This window comes from Tepidiphilus olei (assembly GCF_006980705.1).
GTDB lineage: Bacteria > Pseudomonadota > Gammaproteobacteria > Burkholderiales > Rhodocyclaceae > Tepidiphilus > Tepidiphilus olei.
This window is the reverse complement of record NZ_SBHO01000006.1, coordinates 117745-138183: the sequence shown is the minus strand read 5'-3', so window position 1 is coordinate 138183 and position 20439 is coordinate 117745. Positions and strand designations below refer to the sequence as shown.

23 protein-coding genes are annotated in these 20439 nt (G+C 66.8%); 3 read left to right on the top strand and 20 right to left on the bottom strand.

Annotated features, from left to right (window positions below; genetic code table 11):
* Window positions 1-15: 15 nt before the first annotated feature.
* The 9 genes from fliN to fliF all read right to left on the bottom strand — a co-directional run bounded on the left by fliN (window position 16) and on the right by fliF (window position 9149).
* Complete coding sequence (gene fliN / locus EPD80_RS08065) at window positions 16-555, bottom strand: flagellar motor switch protein FliN (protein ID WP_142810962.1); 540 nt, start codon at window positions 553-555, stop codon at window positions 16-18.
* Window positions 556-609: 54 nt separating this feature from the next.
* On the bottom strand, window positions 610-1629 hold the full coding sequence (fliM, locus tag EPD80_RS08060) for a flagellar motor switch protein FliM (protein WP_142810960.1): 1020 nt from the start codon (window positions 1627-1629) through the stop codon (window positions 610-612).
* Between the two features lie 23 nt (window positions 1630-1652).
* A complete protein-coding gene (locus EPD80_RS08055; protein ID WP_142810958.1) occupies window positions 1653-2240 on the bottom strand; it encodes a flagellar basal body-associated FliL family protein in 588 nt (195 codons plus the stop codon).
* A gap of 97 nt (window positions 2241-2337) precedes the next feature.
* Window positions 2338-3078: a flagellar hook-length control protein FliK gene (locus tag EPD80_RS11350; RefSeq protein WP_185957743.1), complete on the bottom strand. Its 741-nt coding sequence runs from the start codon at window positions 3076-3078 to the stop codon at window positions 2338-2340.
* Window positions 3079-3779: 701 nt separating this feature from the next.
* Complete coding sequence (gene fliJ, locus EPD80_RS08045; protein ID WP_142810954.1) at window positions 3780-4226, bottom strand: flagellar export protein FliJ; 447 nt, start codon at window positions 4224-4226, stop codon at window positions 3780-3782.
* 13 nt (window positions 4227-4239) lie between these two features.
* Window positions 4240-5640: a flagellar protein export ATPase FliI gene (gene fliI, locus EPD80_RS08040; protein WP_142810952.1), complete on the bottom strand. Its 1401-nt coding sequence runs from the start codon at window positions 5638-5640 to the stop codon at window positions 4240-4242.
* Window positions 5637-6446 carry a flagellar assembly protein FliH gene (locus EPD80_RS08035; protein ID WP_142810950.1) on the bottom strand — a complete coding sequence of 270 codons (810 nt, stop codon included), beginning with the start codon at window positions 6444-6446 and terminating at the stop codon, window positions 5637-5639. The genes fliI and EPD80_RS08035 overlap by 4 nt, the downstream gene beginning before the upstream one ends.
* A gap of 17 nt (window positions 6447-6463) precedes the next feature.
* Window positions 6464-7462 carry a flagellar motor switch protein FliG gene (gene fliG / locus EPD80_RS08030; protein ID WP_142810948.1) on the bottom strand — a complete coding sequence of 333 codons (999 nt, stop codon included), beginning with the start codon at window positions 7460-7462 and terminating at the stop codon, window positions 6464-6466.
* A gap of 1 nt (window position 7463) precedes the next feature.
* Entirely contained in the window at window positions 7464-9149 is a 1686-nt protein-coding gene (gene fliF / locus EPD80_RS08025) for a flagellar basal-body MS-ring/collar protein FliF (protein ID WP_142810946.1), read from the bottom strand.
* A gap of 134 nt (window positions 9150-9283) precedes the next feature.
* Between fliF and EPD80_RS08020 the strand changes: the two genes are divergently transcribed.
* Genes EPD80_RS08020 through fliE form a run of 3 tightly spaced genes read left to right on the top strand, consistent with a single transcriptional unit; the run spans window position 9284 to window position 12161 of the window.
* Window positions 9284-10408 (top strand): sensor histidine kinase, encoded by a 1125-nt coding sequence (locus EPD80_RS08020; protein WP_142810944.1) that lies wholly within the window; start codon window positions 9284-9286, stop codon window positions 10406-10408.
* Entirely contained in the window at window positions 10405-11799 is a 1395-nt protein-coding gene (locus EPD80_RS08015; RefSeq protein WP_142810942.1) for a sigma-54-dependent transcriptional regulator, read from the top strand. The genes EPD80_RS08020 and EPD80_RS08015 overlap by 4 nt, the downstream gene beginning before the upstream one ends.
* Window positions 11800-11834: 35 nt before the next feature.
* Window positions 11835-12161 (top strand): flagellar hook-basal body complex protein FliE, encoded by a 327-nt coding sequence (gene fliE, locus EPD80_RS08010; RefSeq protein ID WP_142810940.1) that lies wholly within the window; start codon window positions 11835-11837, stop codon window positions 12159-12161.
* Window positions 12162-12242: 81 nt separating this feature from the next.
* On the opposite strand, the gene EPD80_RS08005 is transcribed toward fliE, so the two are convergent.
* From EPD80_RS08005 to EPD80_RS07955, 11 genes are all read right to left on the bottom strand, one after another.
* On the bottom strand, window positions 12243-12602 hold the full coding sequence (locus EPD80_RS08005) for a helix-turn-helix domain-containing protein (protein WP_142810938.1): 360 nt from the start codon (window positions 12600-12602) through the stop codon (window positions 12243-12245).
* A complete protein-coding gene (locus EPD80_RS08000; RefSeq protein WP_142810936.1) occupies window positions 12599-12856 on the bottom strand; it encodes a type II toxin-antitoxin system RelE family toxin in 258 nt (85 codons plus the stop codon). Before EPD80_RS08000 ends, EPD80_RS08005 begins: the two co-directional genes overlap by 4 nt.
* A 34-nt stretch (window positions 12857-12890) precedes the next feature.
* Window positions 12891-13667 (bottom strand): flagellar brake protein, encoded by a 777-nt coding sequence (locus tag EPD80_RS07995; protein ID WP_142810934.1) that lies wholly within the window; start codon window positions 13665-13667, stop codon window positions 12891-12893.
* 33 nt (window positions 13668-13700) lie between these two features.
* Window positions 13701-14042, bottom strand: a complete 342-nt coding sequence (locus tag EPD80_RS07990; RefSeq protein ID WP_142810932.1) for an EscU/YscU/HrcU family type III secretion system export apparatus switch protein — start codon at window positions 14040-14042, stop codon at window positions 13701-13703.
* A complete protein-coding gene (gene fliK / locus EPD80_RS07985) occupies window positions 14026-15480 on the bottom strand; it encodes a flagellar hook-length control protein FliK (protein ID WP_142810929.1) in 1455 nt (484 codons plus the stop codon). The genes EPD80_RS07990 and fliK overlap by 17 nt, the downstream gene beginning before the upstream one ends.
* A 110-nt stretch (window positions 15481-15590) precedes the next feature.
* On the bottom strand, window positions 15591-15887 hold the full coding sequence (locus tag EPD80_RS07980; protein WP_142810927.1) for a hypothetical protein: 297 nt from the start codon (window positions 15885-15887) through the stop codon (window positions 15591-15593).
* A 4-nt stretch (window positions 15888-15891) separates the two neighbouring features.
* The gene (gene fliS, locus EPD80_RS07975; RefSeq protein WP_142810925.1) at window positions 15892-16302 is read right to left on the bottom strand and encodes a flagellar export chaperone FliS; all 411 of its coding nucleotides are present in this window, start codon (window positions 16300-16302) and stop codon (window positions 15892-15894) included.
* 17 nt (window positions 16303-16319) lie between these two features.
* On the bottom strand, window positions 16320-17699 hold the full coding sequence (fliD, locus tag EPD80_RS07970; protein WP_142810923.1) for a flagellar filament capping protein FliD: 1380 nt from the start codon (window positions 17697-17699) through the stop codon (window positions 16320-16322).
* A 10-nt stretch (window positions 17700-17709) separates the two neighbouring features.
* Window positions 17710-18138 (bottom strand): flagellar protein FlaG, encoded by a 429-nt coding sequence (locus tag EPD80_RS07965; protein WP_142810921.1) that lies wholly within the window; start codon window positions 18136-18138, stop codon window positions 17710-17712.
* A 74-nt stretch (window positions 18139-18212) separates the two neighbouring features.
* On the bottom strand, window positions 18213-19757 hold the full coding sequence (locus EPD80_RS07960) for a flagellin N-terminal helical domain-containing protein (protein WP_185957742.1): 1545 nt from the start codon (window positions 19755-19757) through the stop codon (window positions 18213-18215).
* Window positions 19758-19811: 54 nt separating this feature from the next.
* Window positions 19812-20426, bottom strand: a complete 615-nt coding sequence (locus EPD80_RS07955) for a cob(I)yrinic acid a,c-diamide adenosyltransferase (RefSeq protein ID WP_142810917.1) — start codon at window positions 20424-20426, stop codon at window positions 19812-19814.
* Window positions 20427-20439: the final 13 nt, after the last annotated feature.

Sequence of the window (20439 nt, the reverse complement as noted above, 5' to 3'; positions counted from 1 at the left end):
TGGCCTGCCCCTGCTTCAGCTCTCTTGTCGCAACTTGCGCATGCGTTCGGCCGGCGTGATGATGTCGGTGAGGCGGATGCCGAATTTTTCATTCACCACGACCACTTCGCCCTGGGCGATGAGCGTACCATTGACGAGCACGTCCATCGGCTCGCCGGCAAGCCCCTCGAGCTCGATCACCGAACCGTGCGCCAGTTGCAGCACGTCGCGGATCGCAAGTTTCGTGCGCCCCAGCTCCACGGTGACGCGCACCGGGATGTCGAGGATCATCTTGAAGTCGTTGAGCTTGTCGCCCTCAGCACCGCCGGCGCCGAATTCGGGAAAGAGATCCTTGGCGGGTTTGGCCTGGTAGGGGTCGCTCGCCTGCTTGAGCTCTTGGGCGACGCGGGCCATCTCCTGGTCGTGTTGCGCCTGCTCGGCGAGCGCCGCCGCCCATTCGTCTTCGTGGCGCGCTGCATCGCCTTCGCCGGCCTGGCGTTGCTGTTCCTGCATCGCTGCGGCCCAGTCGTCGGCGCTGACCTGGTCTTCTTCCTTGGGGGTTTCGTTCTCGGCCATGGGAAAATCCTTACGCAGGACTCAGGAAAGGGGAGAGGAGGTCTTTCCCGTCGATCATGTCGGGGGGGAGAATTTGGAATCCTCTTCCTCCGGTTCTTCTTCGGCGACGAAATGGTCGACCTTGATCGCATAGTGGCCTTCGCGCGTGCCGTATTGGCCGCGCAGCACCGGGATGTTCTCACAAAACATCGTCACCAATTCGGGAACTTCGAGCGGTATGACGTCGCCCACGCGCATTTCCACGATGTCGGCCAGGACCATGTCGGCATGGCCCAGTTCGGCGCGCAGTTCCACTTCTGCTTCCATGAGGCGGCGACCGAGATTGCGGGTCCAGCGCGTGTCTTGCGTCATCTGGTCGCTCTGCATGGTCGAATAGAGGAGATCCCGCACGGGCTCGAGCATGGAGTAGGGCCAGCACAGCATCAGGTTGGCTTGGCCGATGCCGAAGTCGAGTGAGAACTGGGAGGTGACGACGATCTCGGAGGGCGTGGCGATGTTGGCGAATTGCGGGTTCATCTCCGAGCGCACGTAGTTGAGCTCGATCTTGTAGACCGGTGCCCAGGACTTCTGATATTCCTCGAAGATCACGTTGAGCATGCCCAGGATGATGCGCTGCTCCGTGGGGCTGAAGTCGCGCCCTTCGATGCGGGTACGAAAGCGCCCGTCACCACCGAAGAGGATGTCGACCACGAGGAAGATGAGGTTGGGCTCCATCACGATCAGCCCCGTGCCGCGAAAGGGTTTCATCTGCACGAGGTTGAGGTTGGAAGGGATGACGAGGTTGCGCAGGAATTCGGCGTATTTCTGTACGTGCAGGGCGCCCACGGCGACTTCGACGTTGCGTCGGATGTAGTTGAACAGGCCGATGCGCAGGTTGCGGGCGAAGCGCTCGTTGATGAGCTCGAGCGTGGGCATGCGCCCGCGCACGATGCGCTCTTGCGTGGCGAGATTGTAGGGGCGGATGCCGCCTTCTTCCTCGCCGTCGGACGTCTCGGGCTCTTCGGTCTCGCCGGTTACGTCCCGCAAGAGCTCGTCGACTTCTTTTTGCGTCAGGAATTCGCCGCCGCCCACCATGGTCGTCGTCCGAGTGCGTTTCGCTATTGGATGATGAAGGAGCGGAATAGTACCGCTTGGACCGGGCCGGTCGGCCCCAGCGGTTGCTGACCGGCAGGAGGGGGAGGATAGCCGAGCACACGGTTGATCTCGTCGGTGAGCTCACGTGCGAGTTGTTCTCGCCCTTGGGGGGTGACGAGCTCCGAGGGAAGCTTGCTCGAGAGCAGCAGATTGATCCGGTGCTGTACCTCCGGGAGATACTGTTTGAGGGTGGCATCGAATTTCGAATCGGCCAGGCGCAGGACGATGATGGTCTGAAGATAGCGCTCGCCTTCACCCGGCGCGAGGTTGACGACGAAGGGGTCGAGCGCCACGAACACGGGCGGCGAACTCGGGTTGACGGTGATCGGTGGGGGGGTGGTGGGTCGAGTAATCGAGGTGGGATCGGCTCCCTCCCCTGATTGGGTGCTGCGCTGTTTGATGAGCAGCAGCGTCAGGGCGCCGAGCGCGAGAAGCGCCAGCAGCAGAAGCCCGACCAGCAGCAGGACGAGTAGCTTGGTCTTCTTGCTGATGCCGGTAGCAGCTTCGGGGGGGGCGCTTTCGCTCTCTGGTTTTTCCTCGGGCTTGGCCATGGGTCTTCTCGCTCTCGATCGTTCTTGAGTCAGGATAGCGCGACATTATCCTCCGCCGAGCGCCGAAAAGCGCCATCGACCCGGCTCAATTCGACTTTCAGGCGTAGTGATCGATCAGGCCGCGCTGCAGTAGGCGCCCCACATCCTCCTCTCTGGCAGGGGATGCTTGGGAGCGGCCCTCGTTCGTAGCCGGGGTGGAAGCGGATCCGTTCTGGTCTTGCTGGTCGGAAGAATCCCCCGTGCTCACGCTCGTTTGCCCCAGCGACATACCGGCCTGGGCGAGCTGCTCGCGCAAGTGGGGCAGGGCATGCTCGAGGGCGTCACGGGTGGCCTGGCTGGCCGCGACGAAATGTGCCGTGAGCTGATCGTTGTTGACGATGAGGCTGATTTCCAGCTTGCCGAGCGAAGGCGGGGTGAGCTGGAGCTCGGCTTTGGTCTCGCCGCGCCCAGCCAGCCAGACCAGGCGCTGCGTGGTTTCGCTCGCCCATCGCTCCACTTCGGTGGGTGGCGTATGCACGGAGAGCGTGCGCGTTTCCGCGGCCGGTGAGGAAGACGGGGCGGGGGAGAAAGAGGAAAGCGCAGGGTGACGCGAGGCAGCGCTTCCTTCGGCAGGATGCCCAGAGGGTATCGTACCCCTTTCTGCGCCTTCGGACGTGTTCAGAGGGTCTGGCTGCAGCGTGATCGGCGTCGCCTGAGTCATGTCCGATTTGGGGCCGCGATCGAATGGCGGCACGACCCCTTCAGGCAAGGGCAGCCCCTGCCGGCTGGCTCGAGGGCTGCGTTGGGCGTGCTCGGGCAGGGGGGTGACCGAGGCCGAGGATTCGTTCGCGTCGCGCAAGAGGCGTTCGATCGCGGTTTGCAGTGGTTGGGATGTGGCTGGGGCGAGGGGTCGTTCGGGATCCTCTAGGACGATGGAGCGAAAATGCTTGGCTGCGGCCTCGAGCGATGCAGAGGCGGCAGAGGCGGAGGAAACTGCAGGGGAGACGGCAATTTCTGCCGATGCGGCCGAGGGCACGAGGACGTCGGTTTTCGGCTCGGCGGCGCTGGGGCCACCGCTTGCTGCAGGTGTGGAAAGGAGTATCACTGCCCCGGGAAGAAGGCCGGGATCGGAGGGTGGGAGCGTGTCCTCGAGCGGGGTAGTCTTTTCCTCGTTCGTGTCGTGGTTTGAGGGCACCGCCTGAGACTGCGCCGTTTCTGACGCTGCCGTGGGTGCGTTTGCCGTCGCGTCCCCGTTGGCGGTGGGTGCCGGCGGCGCGACCGGGTCGGTGCGTTTTTCCGGGGTGGCGTTCGTCGTCGAGGGCGGTTGCTCGTTCGCCGGCCTCGGGGCAGAGGGATTCTCGCGTGATGCGTTTCGGGTCTCGGCGTTCCGGCGCTCGAGAAGCTGGGCGAAAGTATCGCCCGTTGGTGCGGCCTTGGCAGCTTCGGTGAAACTAGAGCCACGGAGGACATCGATACCCTGGGGGGCGACGGTTTGCAGGTTCATGAAACACTCCCGAGAGGGCGATGACGACTGAACATGAGCAAAAAGGGTGCCAGAGTTCAGAATTCTCGTTCACGGCGCAGATGGTTCTGTGTCGCATGTTCATCGAGTGCTTTCTGTGCCAGCCGTTCTGCCTGGGCCATCGCTTCGGCATCGGCGCGCGCTTCCAGCACTTCGAAAGCGCGGCGACGGGTGCGCGCCGCCAGCCACGCGCGGCGCGATTCTTCGAGCAGATGCCTCAGGCGCTCGAGCTCTTCGTGCTGTAGCATGAGCGCTTCGTCGAGCCGCGCCAGAAAACCGCGGTGGTTGACGATGAGCTCGGGCGGGGCCGCGTCGCGCAGCGCCTGGCGCAGTTTTTCTTCGTATTCGCTACGAAAACGTTCGAGCAGATCACGCTTTTCCTCTGCGTCGCGATGGCGGCGGATACAGGCGCCCATCGCTTCGGCCGCTTCGTCCTCCTGCCGCTGCATCAGCTCACGCAACATGCGGAACCGGTTCTTGCTCATGGAAGCTTTCCTTTCAGGCGAGCACGCGGCGCAAGCCTTCGCATGCCTCGGTAAAGGACACGCATTCGTTCATGCCCTGTTGCAGGAAAGCGGCCATCGCCGGCTGGCGCCGTACCGCTTCGTCGAGCTCGACGTCGGCGCCGGGCTGGTAGGCCCCCACGGCAATGAGATCCCGTGCGCGCTGGTAGCGCGACCAGAGTTTCTTGAAGCGGCGGGCGAGCGCGAGGTGTTCTTCGCTCACCACCTGGGGCATCACGCGCGAGATCGACTGTTCGATGTCGATGGCCGGGTAGTGACCGCTGTCGGCGAGCACACGCGAGAGCACGAAGTGACCGTCGAGAATGGCGCGGGCGGCGTCGGCGATCGGATCTTGCTGGTCGTCGCCTTCCGTGAGCACGGTGTAGAAGGCGGTGATCGATCCCTGATCGTTGGTGCCGTTGCCGGTCCGTTCGACGAGCGCGGGAAGCCGGGCGAATACCGAGGGGGGATAACCCTTGGTCACCGGCGGCTCGCCCACGGCGAGCGCGATCTCGCGCTGCGCCATGGCGTAGCGGGTGAGGGAATCCATGATGAGGAGCACGTGGCGGCCTTCGTCGCGAAACTGCTCGGCGATCGCCGTGGCATAGGCCGCGCCTTGCAGCCGCAAAAGCGGGCTCACGTCGGCGGGGGCGGCCACCACCACGGCCCGCGCGAGCCCCTCGGGGCCGAGGTTTTGTTCGATGAATTCCTTCACTTCCCGGCCGCGCTCGCCGATCAGCCCCACGACGATCACCTCGGCCACGGTGAATCGGGCCATCATGCCGATGAGCACCGATTTCCCCACCCCCGAGCCGGCGAAGAGCCCCAGCCGCTGGCCTCGACCGACGGTGAGCAGCGCATTGATCGCGCGGATGCCCACGTCGAGCGGCGTGTCGATGGGCGTGCGGGCGAGCGGATTGATCGGCGGGGCGAAGAGCGGACGCAGCGTGGCGCCGGCAAGCGGCCCCTTGCCGTCGAGCGGACGCCCCGCGGCATCGACCACGCGCCCCAGCAACGCTTCCCCGGCGGGGAGGTGCTTGGCGCGATCGGGCGAAGGGGTTTCGGGAAGCTCGTCGGCATGCAGCGGAATGGGCGGCGGTTCGGGCGGCAGGACCCGCGCCCCCGGGGCGAGGCCATAGACTTCCTCCTTGGGCATGAGAAAGAGCTTGTCGGCCTGGAATCCGACCACTTCCGCTTCCACGCTACTGCCGGTAGGCGTTTCGATGCGGCAGCTCGCCCCCAGGGGTAGCCTGATGCCCGTAGCCTCCATCACCAGGCCGTTGATGCGCACGAGCCGCCCGGCTTCGGTGAAGGCCGGCGTGTGGCGCAAGGCTTCGCGCCAGCTCCGCAGTCGGCGCTGCAAGGGGTCGAGGACGAGCGCTTCGGTCTCTCTCATGGGGCTCGTTCCTCTGCCGTCACGTTCAATGCGTCGGGGGTTTCGTCCCATTGGGCGCTCTCCGGCCAGAGACGGGAGACGAGGCGGCGCCAACGAGTGGGCAGGGTAGCATCGACCACGCGCGTCTCCGATTCGACGAGGCAGCCGCCGCGCGCGATCGCGGCATCGGCGATGAGCCGGTGGCCCCCCTTGGTGAGTTCCGTTTCGAGCGCATCGTGCACCAGAGAGAGATCCTCGGGATGGAGACGGATCATGAGGCGAGGCACGCCCGTCTCCTCGAGCAGGCGGCGCACGAGGGAGACGATGCGTTCGGGCGAAGTGCGCAGCTCGTCCTGCAGCACGTGGCGCGCGATTTCGACGGCGAGCGCGGAAATTTCTTCGGCCAGCGCTTCGCGCGTGCGCTCCGCTAGATGCTCCAGCCCTTCGATCAGGGAGTTGGCTAGCGCCAGGCGCTGTTGCCATTGCGCCTCGTACTGCGCCCGGGCCTGGGCTTCCCCTTGGGCCCGCCCTTCGGCCTCGCCCTTGGCGTAGCCCTCCTGATGGCCCTGACGTCGGCCTTCTTCTTGCCCTTGGGCGAGACCTTCGGCGTGGCCGGCAGCGTATCCTTCCTCGTGACCGGCAGCGAAGCCTTCGCGGCGGCTCTGCTCATAGAGCGATTCGAGTTCCTCGACCGTGGGCAGCTGCACCCCTTGGCGCGCCGCTTCTGCGCCGACCGATGGTCGATCTCGCCGGTTTTCCGCCTCGTCGAAGGAAGGCGGTTGCCAGGGACGGTAGAGGCCGGTGGCCTGATGACGGTCGATCGCCACTCACGCTGCTCCCAGGGTCATATGAACCCTTCTTCGCCGCCCTTGCCGGGCATCATGATCGTTCCTTCTTCGGCCAGACGCCGCACGATCTTGAGGATCTCCTTCTGCGCCGCCTCGACCTCGGACACACGCACCGGCCCTTTGGCTTCGAGATCCTCGCGCAGCATCTCGGCGGCGCGTTGGGACATGTTCTTGAAGACTTTCTCACGCAGCTGCTGTGAGGCGCCCTTGAGGGCGATGACGAGCTGGTCGTTCTGCACCTCGCGCAACACCGTCTGCAGGCTGCGATCGTCCATGTCGATGAGGTTCTCGAAGACGAACATCTCGTCGAGGATTTTCTGTGCCAGATCCGGATCGTATTCGCGCACCGCCTCGATGACTTCGTTCTCCAGCTGGGCCCCGGCGAAGTTGAGGATCTCGGCCACGTGCCGCACGCCGCCCATCGCCTTGCTCTTGGTGCTGGAAGCGGCGTTGGCGAGGAGATTTCCAAGCGCCTCGTTGAGTTCCTTGAGCGCCAAGGGTTGGACGCCTTCGAGGGTGGCGATGCGCAGAATCACCTCGTTGCGCAGGCGCTCGGGGAAGTGCTTGAGGATCTCCGCTGCCTGATCGAATTCGAGATGGACCAGGATGGTGGCGATGATCTGCGGATGCTCGTTCTTGATGAGATCGGCCGCGGTGGCCGGGTCGAGCCATTTCAGACTCTCGATCGCGGCGGTGTCCGAGCCCTGCATGATGCGGGCGATGATGTGACTCGCCTTGTCGTCGCCCAGCGCCTGGGTGAGCATCTCGCGGATCTTGTCCGGATCGGGCTCGATCGGGGCCCCGCGTTGTACGTATTGGATGGCCTCGTCGAGCACCTTTTCCACTTCCTCGCGTGGTTTGGGCGGCAGTGAGGCCATGACGGTGCCCAGTTTCTGCACCTCCTTGGGGCCGAGATTCTTCAAGACCTCGGCCGCTTCGGCCGGGCCGAGCGAGAGCAGCAATAAGGCGGCGCGTTCGACGGGGTCCTCGCTCATCTCAGCGTTTCTCCGTGGCTCCGAGCCACTCTTTGATCAGGTTGGCGAGCAGCTTCGGATCGTTCTGGGCGATGCGGCGCAGCTCGGCGAGCTTGCGTTCGAAAGGCGCGGCGGGTGAAACGCCGCCCAGCTGCACGATCGCCCCTTCCTCTTCGGTCTCCGCGGCCGCAGCTCGAGGGGCGCTTTGCACTTCTTCCCTCTCCGCCTTGGTGGTTGCGGTGCGCACGAGCGGCCGGATCACGCCGAAATAGACGATCGCCAGAGCCACGGCCAGCAGCAGGTAGCGCAGAGCTTCGCGGACCAGTTCGACCATGACCGGATCGCTCCACAGGCGTTTCCACCAGGGCGGAGGAATTTCTTCCACCTTGCCGGCGAAGAGCGCCCCGGAGACGGTGATGCTGTCGCCGCGCGTCGGGTTGAGCCCCACTGCATTCTGCACCAATTTCTCCAGCTGGGCGAGCTCTTCGTCCGAAGGGATGGTCTTGACGCCTTCGCGCGTGGTCTCGGTCTTCTGGTTGATGACCACAGCCACCGTGAGGCGGCGCACGTCGCCGAGCGCCTTTTTCGTGTGCTGGATCGTGCGGTCGAGCTCATAGTTGATCGTGGCGGTGCGCTCGCGCTTGCCTCCGGCAGCGGCGGCGGCAGCGCCCTGTCCGACTTCCGGCGTGGTGATGGGCGCGGTGGCCGGCACCGGCGGCTGGTTGGTGAGCGCGCCCGGCACGCCCTGCGGCACCTGCTCGCCGCCGTAGCGCTCTTCGATGCGCTGGCTGCGGATCGCCTGTTCCGGCGCCGGATTGGGACGGTAGGATTCGCTCGTGAGTTCCGTCTGGTTGAAATCGACGTCGACGGCCACCTGCGCCTTGAAGTTGCCCGCCCCGACGATGGGTTCGAGGATGGATTCGACGCGTCGAACGTAGGACGCTTCCATCTCCTGGATGAAAGCCAACTGCTTGGCATCCAGATCGCCCTTGTTCTGGTTCGGCGAGCGGGTGAGGAGGTTGCCGGACTGGTCGACCACGGTGACGCGATCGGGCGTGAGCTCGGGTACGCTGGAGCTCACGAGATGGACGATGCCGGCGATCTGCGCTTCGTCCAGCACCCGCCCCGGGCGTAGCGTCACCATCACGGAGGCCGCGGGTTTTTCCTTGTCGCGCAGGAAGCCCGTTTTCTTGGGAATGGCCAGATGCACGCGCGCGGCCGACACCGCGCCGATGTTCTGGATCGTGCGCGCGAGTTCCCCTTCCACCGCGCGCTGGTAGTTGATCTGCTCGGCGAACTGGGTGATGCCCAGCTTTTGATTGTCCATCAGCTCGAAACCGACGTTGCCGCCGCGCGGCAGCCCCTGCGCCGCCAATCGCAGGCGCAGGTCGTGCACTTGGGAAGAGGGCACGAGGATGGCGCTGCCGTTGTCGGAAAAGCGATACGGCACGTTCATCTGCTGCAGCGAGGTGATGATCGCCCCGCCGTCGCGTTCGTCCAGGTTGGAGAAGAGCACGGCATAGTCGGCGGGCTTGGACCACAAGAGCAGCCCCACGATGAGGGCGATCGCCAGGGCGAGCGCCGCGCCGGCGGCGAGTTTCTGCTGCAGGCTGAGCGCCCCGATGCGCTCGATCAGGTTCGTCAGCGCCGGCGGCAAGCGTGCCGGGGTGGGGGCTCGTGCGCTCAGCGTCGTATCGGCCTCGGCCATGATGTCTTCTCCTGCCGTAGGGGCAACGGTCTCATGCTGCATTATCGCGCGTCGGGCGGCAAGCCGTCGCGGAAATAGCGGCAAAAACCGCCGGCAATTCCTGCCGCCGCCGCTTTCGCGTATAGTAAGAAACCATGACCGCCGATTCCGCCGCCTCGCTCACGCCCGAACAGCTCGCCCTCGCCTTCGAGCAGTTCGCCCGCGCCTCCGACGCGCTCACGCGCTCCTACGAGGCGCTGCAGGCGCGCGCCCGGATGCTCTCCGAGCGGCTGGAAGTGCTGCTGCAGGCGTTGCCGGCCGGCGTGCTGGTGCTCGATGCCCAAGACCGCGTCGTGCAGGCGAACCGGGCGGCCAAGGCGCTGTGGCCCGGCCTCGAGCCGGAAGGGCGCGCGTGGGCAGAGCTCGCCGCCACGCTCCGGCCGACCGACACGCCGCAGGAAGTGGAGTTGCCCTTGCCCGACGGGTCGGTTCGCCGGCTCAACCTCTCCCGGGCCGATCTCGCCGCGCACGGCGGGCGGCTGCTGCTGCTGCACGACGTCACCGAGGCGCACCGCCTGCGCCAGGCGATGGAGCGCAACCTGCGGCTCGCCGCCATGGGCGAGATGGTGGCTGCGCTCGCGCACCAGCTGCGCACGCCGCTTGCCGCCGCCATGCTCTACGTCGGCAACCTCGCCGCCGCCGAGCTGCCGCCCGAGCGCCGCGCCCAGCTCGCCGAGCGGGCGCAGGAGCGGCTGCGCCACCTCGAACGGCTTATCGGCGACATGCTGCTCTTCGCACGCGGCGAAGGCGGCGCGCGCGGACCGGTGGCCCTGGAGCCGCTCGCCCGCGAGACGCTGCATGCCCTCGAACCGCTTGCCGCCGCCAAACGCGCCCGGCTCGAGCGTGCGTTGGAGCCGCTCGCCGGTGCCTGGGTCCAGGGAGATGCCAAGGCGCTCGCCGGCGCCCTCACCAACCTGCTGGAGAACGCCCTGCAGGCCATCCCCGAAGGCGGCACGGTGCGCCTCGAAGGGGAACGCCAAGGGGATCGCGCCCGTCTCATCGTGAGCGACGACGGCCCCGGCATTGCCGCCGATACGCTCGAGCGCATTTTCGAGCCGTTTTTCACCACCCGCAGCGAAGGCACGGGGCTGGGGCTGGCGATCGCCCGCGGCGTGGCGCGGGCGCACGGCGGCGACATCGAAGCCTTCTCCCGCCCTGGCGAGGGCAGCCGCTTCGTGCTCACGCTGCCGCTTTCCCCACCGCCCCTGGAGGACGCATGAGCGAACCGCTGCCGATCCTGATCGTCGAGGACGACGCGAACCTGCGCGACGCCGTCGCGCTCACCCTGGAAGTGGGCGGCTACCGCCCGATCGCCGTCGGCTCCGGCCCCGAAGCGCTCGCCGTACTCGAGCGCGAACCGGTGGCCATGGTGCTCACCGACCTCAAAATGTCCCCCATGAACGGGCTCGAAGTGCTGGACGCCGTGCGCCGGCGGCTGCCGCAGCTGCCGGTGGCCATCATGACCGCCTATGGCGACGTCGCCAGCGCCGTGGCCGCCATGCGCGGCGGCGCCTGCGAATTCCTCCTCAAGCCCTTCGAGCCGGCGGCGCTCCTCTCCCTCGTGCGTAAGTATGCCCAGCCCGGCGGAGACGACGAACTCGTTGCCGCCGACCCCGCCAGCCGCCAGCTGCTGCAACTGGCCGAGCGCGTGGCCCAGACCGACGCCACCGTGCTCCTCGAAGGCGAATCGGGCGTGGGCAAGGAAGTCTATGCCCGCTTCCTGCACCGCCATTCCCCGCGGCACGACGGGCCGTTCGTGGCCATCAACTGCGCCGCCATTCCCGAGCACCTGCTCGAAGCCACCCTCTTCGGCCACGAGAAAGGCGCCTTCACCGGCGCGAGCACCGCCCAGCCCGGCAAATTCGAGCAGGCGCAGCACGGCACGCTGCTGCTCGACGAAATCTCCGAAATGCCGCTCGCGTTGCAGGCCAAGCTGCTGCGCGTGCTCCAGGAAAAGGAAGTCGAGCGCCTCGGCGGGCGTAAGCCGATTCCGCTCGACGTGCGCATCCTCGCCACCACCAACCGCGACCTGCCCGCGGAAGTCGCCGCCGGGCGCTTCCGCCAAGACCTTTACTATCGCCTCGCCGTCTTCCCCTTGCGCATCCCGCCGCTGCGCGAGCGCCCTGGCGACATCCTGCCGCTCGCGCAGCGCTTTCTCGCCGTGCACGGCGCACGCTTCGGCAAAAACGGCGCCACGCTCACCGACGAGGCGGCACGAATCTTGCTTCAATACGATTGGCCCGGCAACGTCCGCGAACTGGAGAACACCTTGCAGCGCGCCCTCATCCTCGCTCCCGGCAACGCGATCGACGCCGCGGCGCTCACCGCCTGCCTGCCTGTGCGCGCGGGCTCGCAGGCCAGAGCAGCGCAAGAACCGAGGGCAGCGGCAGTCGCGGCGCCGAACTCCGCTCCCGTGGCGCACGAAGAGGAGGGCGGTGCCCAGACGGTGCGCGAGCGCGAGCGCGAGCACATCCTGCGCGTGCTGCGCGAAGTGGGCGGATCGCGCAAGCGCGCGGTGGAGCGGCTCGGCATCTCCGAGCGCACGCTGCGCTACAAACTGCAGCGCTACCGCGCCGAAGGCTACGCGATCCCGGGCGACGAACAGTGCTAGAATGAACGCAGCCGCCGCAGAACAGGAGGCATGGCATGGACACCAACGGCATCAACCAGCTGCTCGCCGAAATGCAGCGCGCCCAGGCGCTCGCCCAGGGCAAGCCAGCCGCCGCCGAAGCGCCGCAAGCAGCGGGGCAGGTCGATTTCGCCTCCGTGCTCGATTCCGCCCTCAAAGACGTGAGCCAGGCGCAGAGCCAGGCGCGCGAGCAAGCCGATCGCTTCAGCGCGGGCGACCCCAACGTCGACCTGCAAAACGTCATGATCGACCTGGAAAAGGCTTCGCTCGCCTTCAACCAGATGGTGCAGGTGCGCAACCGCCTGGTGAGCGCCTACCAAGACATCATGAACATGCCGGTGTGACCGGTGTGACTCACGATCGCGCGCGTAAACCACTCGGTTGCACCGCCTGATTGCTGCGTTACGCGCTCCCCTTGCGAACGCTCAGTCGCACTGGAGGCTGTCCATGTCGCAACCGAGCGCGCTCGCAAGCCGTGCCAACAGATCGGCGGAAGGTTTGGTTTCACCCCGCTCGATCATCGATAGCATCTGGGGTGTGCAACCCGCTCTGTCGGCGAGCGTCTCTAGAGTGAGCCCGCGATGCTCTCGCCATAGCTTGAACGGCGATTCTCCAGCGAGCCGCCGTTCGATGAAGTCGAGGGGCAATGTTTCCTCGTTTGCCGCAGCCCTGGCATCCACGGCGTCTTGCAGGTCTTCCAGCCGTTCCAAAAGTGCCTTCCATTGTGCCACCGGCACCACGGCGAAAGCCGGTTTTCCATCCAGTTCAATGATTTGCACGCTCATTTGTATGCGTCTCCTCGTGGTGCGACTTTGACCACCAGCAAAACGAGTTCGGCATTACGCAAGTCGCAGATTGCCCTCCAGTCGCCTACGCGTAAACGCCAAAAGGGTGAGCCGGACAAGGGCTTCCAGTCACCACGGTACATCGTTGGATCGGCGGCAATGGCCTTGAGTTCGTCGATCATGCGGCGCGCCACGCCTTGCGGCATCCGGGCGATGACTTTCTCGGCGGATTTGGCGAAGCGCAGCGTGTACATCGTCTAGAGCCCATGCGAATAAACACGAATCACGTCACGTGCCGCGTCGTGCGGCCAGCTGTTCCCGCTGCAATTCGAAGAGGAAGCGGTAGAGGCGGTTCGCCGCTGCCGTGGGCATGCCGATGAAACGAAAGCCCACCCGTGTGGGAACGGCCCTTGCCGGTCCGGGGGTATCGAGCGGCAGGATGCTGCGCACCTCCATGGTCGTTTCTAGCCAATCCATGGGCGGCAGTATGAGGCGCGCGCCGGCGAATTGGTGGCCGTGCGCGGGCGCAGGGACCTCGGGCGGAAAGAGCAGGGCGACGCCCCCCACGCTCAAATCCAGAACGCGCAGCTTCAGCTTGGGCTCCTCCGCCTGCAAGGGCGCAAAAGCCGGATCCGACCACGGCAGCTCGCACCACCACGTGGGCACGGGCGGCGGCAGGCGGAAGAACTCCCGGCGCTGCAAGCGCAGCACCGTTGAGGGCAAAGGCGCGCCGAGGCCCATCACGCCCTGATGTTCGACACGCACCAGCCGCGCGCAGGCAAACTGCACCGTCACCCCTTCGAGCTTGCCCTGGCAGATCACGCCCCATTGCGTTGCCAGGTGGTTGAGTTGCTCGTCGCCACAAGGGTCGAGGATGAGATGCTCCTCGCTGACATCCAGGAGCACGGACGTGAAGAGATGACGTCGCTCGGCAAAGATGCCCAGTTGAACCCGACGCTCCGCCAGGCTTCGCAGCAAAAACGCAATCTCGCGAGGAGAGCGCAAGAGGAGATCGGGGTGGCGCTCGGGATCGTAGAGCTCGATGCGCAAGGGGGCGGAAGACATGAAGGGAGCAAGATCGTTGGCAGGCTGGTCATGTTATAGCATACTTTCCGGCGGCGGAGCGCGTGGAGGCAGGGGATTGCCGCTGCCGCCCTCCTGCTCCAGTCGATAGACCCAGGCGAGCAGCTCCGCCACCGCCACGTAGAGCTGGGGCGGAATGCGCTCGTCCAGATCGAGCTTCATCAGCAGCGAGAGCAGCTCAGGCGATTCGTGCACATACACGCCCGCCTCGCGCGCGCGCTCGAGGATCTGCTCGGCGATCAGCCCCTGCCCCTTGGCGACCACCCGGGGTGCAGGCTCGCCCGACTCGTAGCGTAAAGCCACCGCGGCGAGGCGCTCGCCCGTCGCGGTTTCCGCTCGTTCATTCTCCGGCTGCATCCATCCCCTCCTGCGCCGCGACCTCGATCTTCGTGACGCGAATGCCGTCCGCCTCCAAAGCCGAGGCCAGCATGGGCGCGGCGGCGCGCATCCGCGTCAAAGCCGCTTCCTGGCTGGCCGTGAGACGCAATTCGAGCGTTCCGTGCTGCCACTGCAGCTGCGCCGTCACCTCGCCCAGGCGGGGCAGGGTCAGCCGCAGCGTGGAGCGCCACACCGGCGCCTCGCCTTCCTCCCCTTCGGCCCTTCCGTCCTGCTCCCCCTCCGCCTCGATGCGCCACTGCACGAGCAAACCCGGCCAAGGGGCGAACTGCACGTTCATCTGCTGGGTGGCCAGGGCGTCGAGCTGATGTTGCACGATCGGCACCAGCCGTTCGGGAATGGCGCTGGCGCTCGCAGGAGGAGCGCCCTGTGCGCCCTCGCTTGCCGTGGTCGCTGCCGTTGCGCCGGCCGGGGGCGCGCCGCGCTCGGGCGCGACGGCGGGGCGCGCCGCAGCTTCCTCGGCGCCGGACGCAGGGATCTGCCCGGAGAGAAAGGCCGTGAGCAGCCGCTCGGCGTTCCCCGGCCCGGCAGCGCCAGGGGCGTTGCGCATGAGCCAGGTCAGCAAAGGGGAGGGCGCGGCGGCCGCTACCAACGCGGCACGTTCGGCCGACGAAACCTCTTCGCCGGCAGCGCCAGGCGCGGCGGACGCAGCCGCAAGGGAGGCGGTGCCAGCGGCAGGTGCGGCACCGGAAGCAGGAGGAACGGCACCGGCAGCGGCAGGCGCGGCGCCCGACGCCGGCGCGCCCGGCGGCGCTTCTGCGCTCGGAGCCGCCGGTGTTGCCCGCGCCACGAGGTTGTGCGGCTCGGCGCGCAGGGATTCGAGCGGATACTGTCCCCGGACCCACCGTGCCAGATGGGATTCGTAGAAGAGCCCCGAGCGCTGCACGCTGTCTTGCAGCGCCGTGGCCAGGCGCTGTACTTCCGCGGGCGATTGGGGCGGGGCGGGCAGCAGTGGCGCGGCCCGTTCCGTGCCGGCAGGCAGGGGCAGGCGCTGCGGGGCGGGCTGCGTCAGCACTTGCCGCAGAAGCTCGCCGGCCGAGGAGAGCTGGGTGCGCGCCGAGGCGCCCGCCATGCTCCGATCCGCTCCTTCCTGCCCTTCCTGACGGCGGGCGTAAATGGTGCCGCCTACCTGCCGCTCGACCACCAGCTCCAGGGTGTCGCCGCTCTTCACCGGCTGGTCGAGCGCGAGCGTCATTTCACGCCCTGCCACCACCGCCTGGTAGGTGCCCTCGGGCAGCGGCCGCTGGATGGTGGCGCGCAGTACCTGCCCCGGGAGCACCTCCGGCAGGCGCTCCGGAAGGGGGCGGATGCGCTCCACCCCGCCGACCTGCGTCTCGGGGCGCAGCAGCTCCGCCTCGACCATCATGCGTATCCGCGCAGCGAGGTCTGGCGGGATCATCTCATCACCTCCGGGCGCCTAGGGAAACGCTGAATGATTGGCTGCGCGGGCGAATCGCTGCGTTGCGCGGTGCTCGCTCATTTCTTCAACGTCTCCCTGGAGCGGCGCGCTCACGTCGGCGGCAGCGCACCCCAGGCGCGCAGCAGTTTCTTCAGGCTCGCATGCGCCGGCAGCAAGTGTGCGCCGGCCGCCTCCAGCGACGCGCGCGCCGCCACGATCGCTGCCCGCCGCTCGGGCAAGGCCGGGTCGTGCGTCGCGCACCAGGCGCGGTCGGCCGTCGTCAGGGCGTCGAGCGCACTCATCAGCGCCGCCGCGCGATCCCAGTCGTTCGCCTCGGCGGCGGCGGCGAACGCTTCGCAGCCGCGCGCGAGCTCCGCCCAGGGCGCCTCTTCGATGGGCGTCGTCATCGAATCACCCCGCCGCGGCCGCGGCCTGTTGGCGCGGCATTTCCGCCCAGGCCTCGCGCAGGGTGCGCAACAGCCCGCTCACCTCCTGCACCGCCGCGGCGTTGTTGGTGGCGTTCGCCTGCGTCAGGCGTTCCACCATGTAGTCGTACAAGGCGGCGAGGCGCTCGCCCAACTCGCCGCCGCTCTCCACGTCCAGCGAGGCGTGCAGCCCGTCGTGGATGATGGCGATGGCCCGGCTGATGGACTGGGCGCGCTTGGGAATGTCTTTTTGCTCCATGGCCACCACGGCCTGCGCGAGCGCCATCAGCGCACCGTCGTAGAGCATCAGGATGAGCTGGTGCGGGTCGGCGCTTTGCACGGCGGTCTCCAGGCTGACTTGCGAATAGGCGTTGGCGCCTCGCATCCGGTTGAACATGCCTTCTCTCCTCGGCATCACTTCTTCGTACTCGCCAGCAGGGCGTCGAACTGCTGTTGCAGGTAGCCGCCCAGGCTTGCGTACTGTCCCACGATCGTGTCCATCGCGTTGAACTGCCGTCGATAGTTCTGCTCGATACGTTCGAGCTGCAACTCCAGCCGCTCCTTCTGCTGATCGATCAGCGTCACGCGGGCGGTCAGCCCCTGCACGCGCGCATCGAGCAACCCGCCCGTTTGCAGGTTGGCCTCCAGCACCGGAGCCAGCCGTCGCGCCAGCCCCGGCTGCGCATCCGTGCCCACCAGCATCTGGTTCACCGCCTCGGGCGCGTTCTGCAGGGCCTGCGCGAACTTGGCTTCATCCAGGCTCAAAGTGCCTTTGTCGTCGAAGCTCAGCCCCAGATCGGTGAAATTGCGCAAAGGCCCGCTACCCGTGAGCGAATTGAGGGAATTGCGCAGCTGGCTCTGGATCGTGCGCACCGAAGCGTCGCCGGACAACGGCCCGGCCGTTCTCGTTTCCGGATCGTAGTAGGAAAGGGTATGGAGGGTGTTGTTCACTGCGTTGTAGGCATCGACGAAGGACTGCATCGCCTCCTTCAACGCCGCATCGTCGCGCTTCACCGTGAGCCGGGCCGTCTGCTCGGCGGTCACGGAGCGCAGCTCGATCGTCACGCCGGGGATGAGGTCCTCGATCGTGTTCGAGGGACGGGTCACGGTGAGCCCGTCGAAGGTGATCTGCGCGTCCTGCGCCGCTTGCACCAGATAGAGGCTGCTGCTCGGATCGGTGGGCGGATCCCCCTCTACCTCCGGGTCGAAAGTGAGCTCCTCGAGCCCCCCGGTGCCCATGAGCGAGAACGCCTGGCTCTCGCCGGTCTGCGCACCCGTGAGCACGAGCTGCCTCACCCCGCCGTTGTCGACGATGGATGCGCGCACCAGGGAGCCTGCCTGGTCGTTGATGGCGGTGCGCAGATCCTCGAGCGTGCCGCCGGTAAAATCGATCTCCACGCTCTGGCCGCCGGCGCTGATGGTGAGGGTGCCCGCGCCGGGGTTGAAACCTTCGGTGGCGTTGGTGGCCACGCGCTGCGCCTGGGCGAGCCGTTGCACGCCGATCTCGTGGGTACCCATGGCGGCGCCGGCGCTCGCGGTGGCGGTGAAGCCGGCCCCCTCGCTCACCGAAGCCGCGGCAGCGAAACGCACGCTGGGATCGTCGAGCCGTTTCACCGCCGCTTGCAGCGTGGTCAGCGCCGACTTCACCTGACCGAAGGCGGAGATCTGCGTCTGTACCGTGCTCTTGCGCTGCTCGAGCGCGACGATCGGCCGGCGCTCGATCGACATCAGCTGCTCGACGATGCCGTTGATGTCCAACCCCGAACCGATGCCGCTGGAAGTGATCGTGGCCATGGCCGTCTCCTCAGGCTTTCTGGTGTACGAGCAGGCCCTGGATCTTGTCGAGCGCCTGGGCGATCTCCAGCATCTCCTTGGGCGGAATCTGCCGGATCACTTCCTTGGTGGACGTATCCACCACCTGCACCACCATGCGGTTGAAATCCTGGTCGAGGGTGAATTGGATGCCGGCGCTCGAGAGCGTCTCCACCGTCTTTTGTACCTGGTCGACCGCGCCCTGCAAGGTGTCGCGGTCGATGGCGGGAGCTTGGGCGGTGGCGGCGGTGTTGCCTGCCGGCGCCGTCGCTGCCGGGGCGGCTTCGCCCGGGCGCGCGGTGGCCGTCGTGCTCGCCGCCGTGTCCGCCACGGCGGCGGAAGGCGCCGGCGCTCGCGGCTCGGTCACCACCGTGCTCGCGGCGCCCTGCGGCAGAGATACGGAAGAAATCGGGACGTTCATGGTCAATCTCCCCAAGGGGAACGGGCGGCGCCAGGGATCATGCTAGACCCTGCGCCGCCCGTGTCAAGCCCCGATCAGCGCAGGAGCGTCAGCACGTTCTGCGTCGAGGCGTTCGCCTGCGCGAGCATGGCGGTACCGGCCTGCTGCAGGATCTGCGCCCGCGACAGGTTCGCCGTTTCGGCGGCGAAGTCCGCATCCAGCACCCGCGAGCGGGCGGCCGCCACGTTTTCGCTCGTCACCGAGTTGCTCGAGACCACCGAGCTGAAGCGGTTCTGGATCGCGCCGAGGTTCGCCCGCTGGTCATCGACGTAGGCAAGGGCAGCGTCGACGATGCTGATGGCTCTGTTGGCGCCGGCCTGGGTGGTGATGTCGATCTTGTCGACCGAGTACTCGGAGCCGCTGGTGAAGCCGCTGTTCTTAGTGGTCAGGCTGCTGCTGAGCACCTTGGTGCCGTCGTCGGTGACGCTGAAGGTGTTGGCGGAGACGAAGCTCACCTGGCCGCCGATGACGATGCTGTCGTTGGCGCCGCCGCTGGTGATGGTCGGCGCAGAGGCTTCAGTACCAACCTTGAAGCTGGCTGAGACGGTGGAGCCCCCGGCAGAAGCAGTGAAATCACCGATCTTGATGTCGGAGCCGTCGGCGGCGGTGAGGATGATCTTCGTCGGATTGGTTGGATCATCGAGCGTGGCGGTGACGCCGGTGTTGGCGTTGTTGATGGCGTCGGCGAGGGCAGTGAGGGTGACGCCATTGGTGGCGTCGGAAACGGTGATTTCCTGCCCCTGCAGGGTGAATGTGACGGTGGTGGCGAGGGTGGGGGGGGAGGCTGAGGGATCGTCTGTAAGGACACCATTATTAAGATAACCTGCAAAGTTGAGGGTAGCAGTGGTGCTGGCGGTGGCGTTGACGCCGGTCTGGCCGGCGACGGCATTGACGGCGGCGGCGATGTCCTTGGCGCTCTGACCTTCGCTGATGCTGATGGCGACGCCGCCGGCCGGGGTCTGGGCGCTCGAGATCTTGAGGGTGCCGGCGGCCACGCCGTTGGTGGTGGTGTCATCCAGGCTCGCCGTGGCGTTTAGCTCGCCGATGTTGGCACGACCGGCGACGGACTGGGCGCCCATGTCGGCCGCCTTGACGCTGTCGATGCCGAAACTGATGCTCTGGTTGGCATAGGCGCCCACTTGGAAGATCTGATTCTGGAAGCTGCCATCGAGCAGCGCCTTGCCGTTGAACGAGGTCTGGGTAGCGAGCCGGGTAATTTCATCCTGCAACTGCTTGACCTCTTTCTGCAGCGAGACGCGGTCGGTGGCGGTGTTGGTGTCGTTGGCCGACTGCACCGCCAGCACGCGGATGCGCTGTAGTGCATTGGTGATCTCGCCCATTGCCCCCTCGGCCACCTGGGCGATCGACATGGCGTCGTTGGCGTTGCGCGTGGCCTGGTTGAGGCCGTTGATCTGCGCCGTCATGCGGTCGGAAATCGCCAGGCCCGCCGCGTCGTCCTTGGCGGAGTTGATGCGCAGACCCGACGAGAGCCGCTGCATGGCGGTCTGCATGTCGTTCTGGCTCTTCAAGAGGTTGCGCTGCGCGTTGAGCGAGGCGATGTTGGTGTTGATGACAGCCATGATGGTTCTCCTTGCGTGAGTGGATTACCGGGTTCGGTAAGGGTGTTTACGGCATCATGCGGCGGGACTTGAGGAATTTTCCCCGCCGGGGGGCATGGCGCCGGCGCGCGCGGGCTTGGGCGTTTTGTGCTCGCGCCGCCACAGTTCGTCGGGTACACCGGCGCGGCGGTTGTAGACGCGGGCGAGCACGAAGAAGAGGTCTGAGAGGCGGTTGAGGTAGCGGCGCGGGGCAGGGTGCAGCGCTTCTTCCTGGGCGAGCGCCACCACCGAGCGCTCGGCGCGGCGGCAGACGGTGCGGGCAAGGTGCGCGAGCGCCGCCGCGCGGCTGCCGCCGGGCAGGATGAATTCCTTGAGCGGGGGCAGGTCGGCGTTGTAGGTCTCGATCAGCGCCTCGAGCCGCGCCACCTGCGCGTCGGTGAGCACGGCCGCGCCGGGAAGGCAGAGTTCTCCGCCCAGGTCGAAGAGGGCGTGCTGGATCTCGGCGAGCACCGCGCGCAGGTCTTCGTCCGCGGTCTCGCTTGCGAGCACGCCGACCACGGCGTTCAACTCATCGACTTCGCCCAGCGCCTCGATGCGCCGGCTGTTCTTGGCCACGCGCGAGCCGTCCCCGAGGCCGGTGGTGCCTTCGTCGCCCGTGCGGGTGGTGATCTTGGAGAGGCGGTGTCCCATGTCGTGCTCCTTG

Excerpts from the sequence above, each read along its gene's own strand:
- fliN (WP_142810962.1), bottom strand. The coding sequence starts at position 555 with ATGGCCGAGAACGAAACCCCCAAGGAAGAAGACCAGGTCAGCGCCGAC.
- fliM (WP_142810960.1), bottom strand. The coding sequence starts at position 1,629 with ATGGTGGGCGGCGGCGAATTCCTGACGCAAAAAGAAGTCGACGAGCTC.
- EPD80_RS08055 (WP_142810958.1), bottom strand. The coding sequence starts at position 2,240 with ATGGCCAAGCCCGAGGAAAAACCAGAGAGCGAAAGCGCCCCCCCCGAA.
- fliJ (WP_142810954.1), bottom strand. The coding sequence starts at position 4,226 with ATGAGCAAGAACCGGTTCCGCATGTTGCGTGAGCTGATGCAGCGGCAG.
- fliI (WP_142810952.1), bottom strand. The coding sequence starts at position 5,640 with ATGAGAGAGACCGAAGCGCTCGTCCTCGACCCCTTGCAGCGCCGACTG.
- fliG (WP_142810948.1), bottom strand. The coding sequence starts at position 7,462 with ATGAGCGAGGACCCCGTCGAACGCGCCGCCTTATTGCTGCTCTCGCTC.
- fliF (WP_142810946.1), bottom strand. The coding sequence starts at position 9,149 with ATGGCCGAGGCCGATACGACGCTGAGCGCACGAGCCCCCACCCCGGCA.
- EPD80_RS08020 (WP_142810944.1), top strand. The coding sequence starts at position 9,284 with ATGACCGCCGATTCCGCCGCCTCGCTCACGCCCGAACAGCTCGCCCTC.
- EPD80_RS08015 (WP_142810942.1), top strand. The coding sequence starts at position 10,405 with ATGAGCGAACCGCTGCCGATCCTGATCGTCGAGGACGACGCGAACCTG.
- fliE (WP_142810940.1), top strand. The coding sequence starts at position 11,835 with ATGGACACCAACGGCATCAACCAGCTGCTCGCCGAAATGCAGCGCGCC.
- EPD80_RS08005 (WP_142810938.1), bottom strand. The coding sequence starts at position 12,602 with ATGAGCGTGCAAATCATTGAACTGGATGGAAAACCGGCTTTCGCCGTG.
- EPD80_RS08000 (WP_142810936.1), bottom strand. The coding sequence starts at position 12,856 with ATGTACACGCTGCGCTTCGCCAAATCCGCCGAGAAAGTCATCGCCCGG.
- EPD80_RS07995 (WP_142810934.1), bottom strand. The coding sequence starts at position 13,667 with ATGTCTTCCGCCCCCTTGCGCATCGAGCTCTACGATCCCGAGCGCCAC.
- EPD80_RS07990 (WP_142810932.1), bottom strand. The coding sequence starts at position 14,042 with ATGCAGCCGGAGAATGAACGAGCGGAAACCGCGACGGGCGAGCGCCTC.
- fliK (WP_142810929.1), bottom strand. The coding sequence starts at position 15,480 with ATGATCCCGCCAGACCTCGCTGCGCGGATACGCATGATGGTCGAGGCG.
- EPD80_RS07980 (WP_142810927.1), bottom strand. The coding sequence starts at position 15,887 with ATGACGACGCCCATCGAAGAGGCGCCCTGGGCGGAGCTCGCGCGCGGC.
- fliS (WP_142810925.1), bottom strand. The coding sequence starts at position 16,302 with ATGTTCAACCGGATGCGAGGCGCCAACGCCTATTCGCAAGTCAGCCTG.
- fliD (WP_142810923.1), bottom strand. The coding sequence starts at position 17,699 with ATGGCCACGATCACTTCCAGCGGCATCGGTTCGGGGTTGGACATCAAC.
- EPD80_RS07965 (WP_142810921.1), bottom strand. The coding sequence starts at position 18,138 with ATGAACGTCCCGATTTCTTCCGTATCTCTGCCGCAGGGCGCCGCGAGC.
- EPD80_RS07960 (WP_185957742.1), bottom strand. The coding sequence starts at position 19,757 with ATGGCTGTCATCAACACCAACATCGCCTCGCTCAACGCGCAGCGCAAC.
- EPD80_RS07955 (WP_142810917.1), bottom strand. The coding sequence starts at position 20,426 with ATGGGACACCGCCTCTCCAAGATCACCACCCGCACGGGCGACGAAGGC.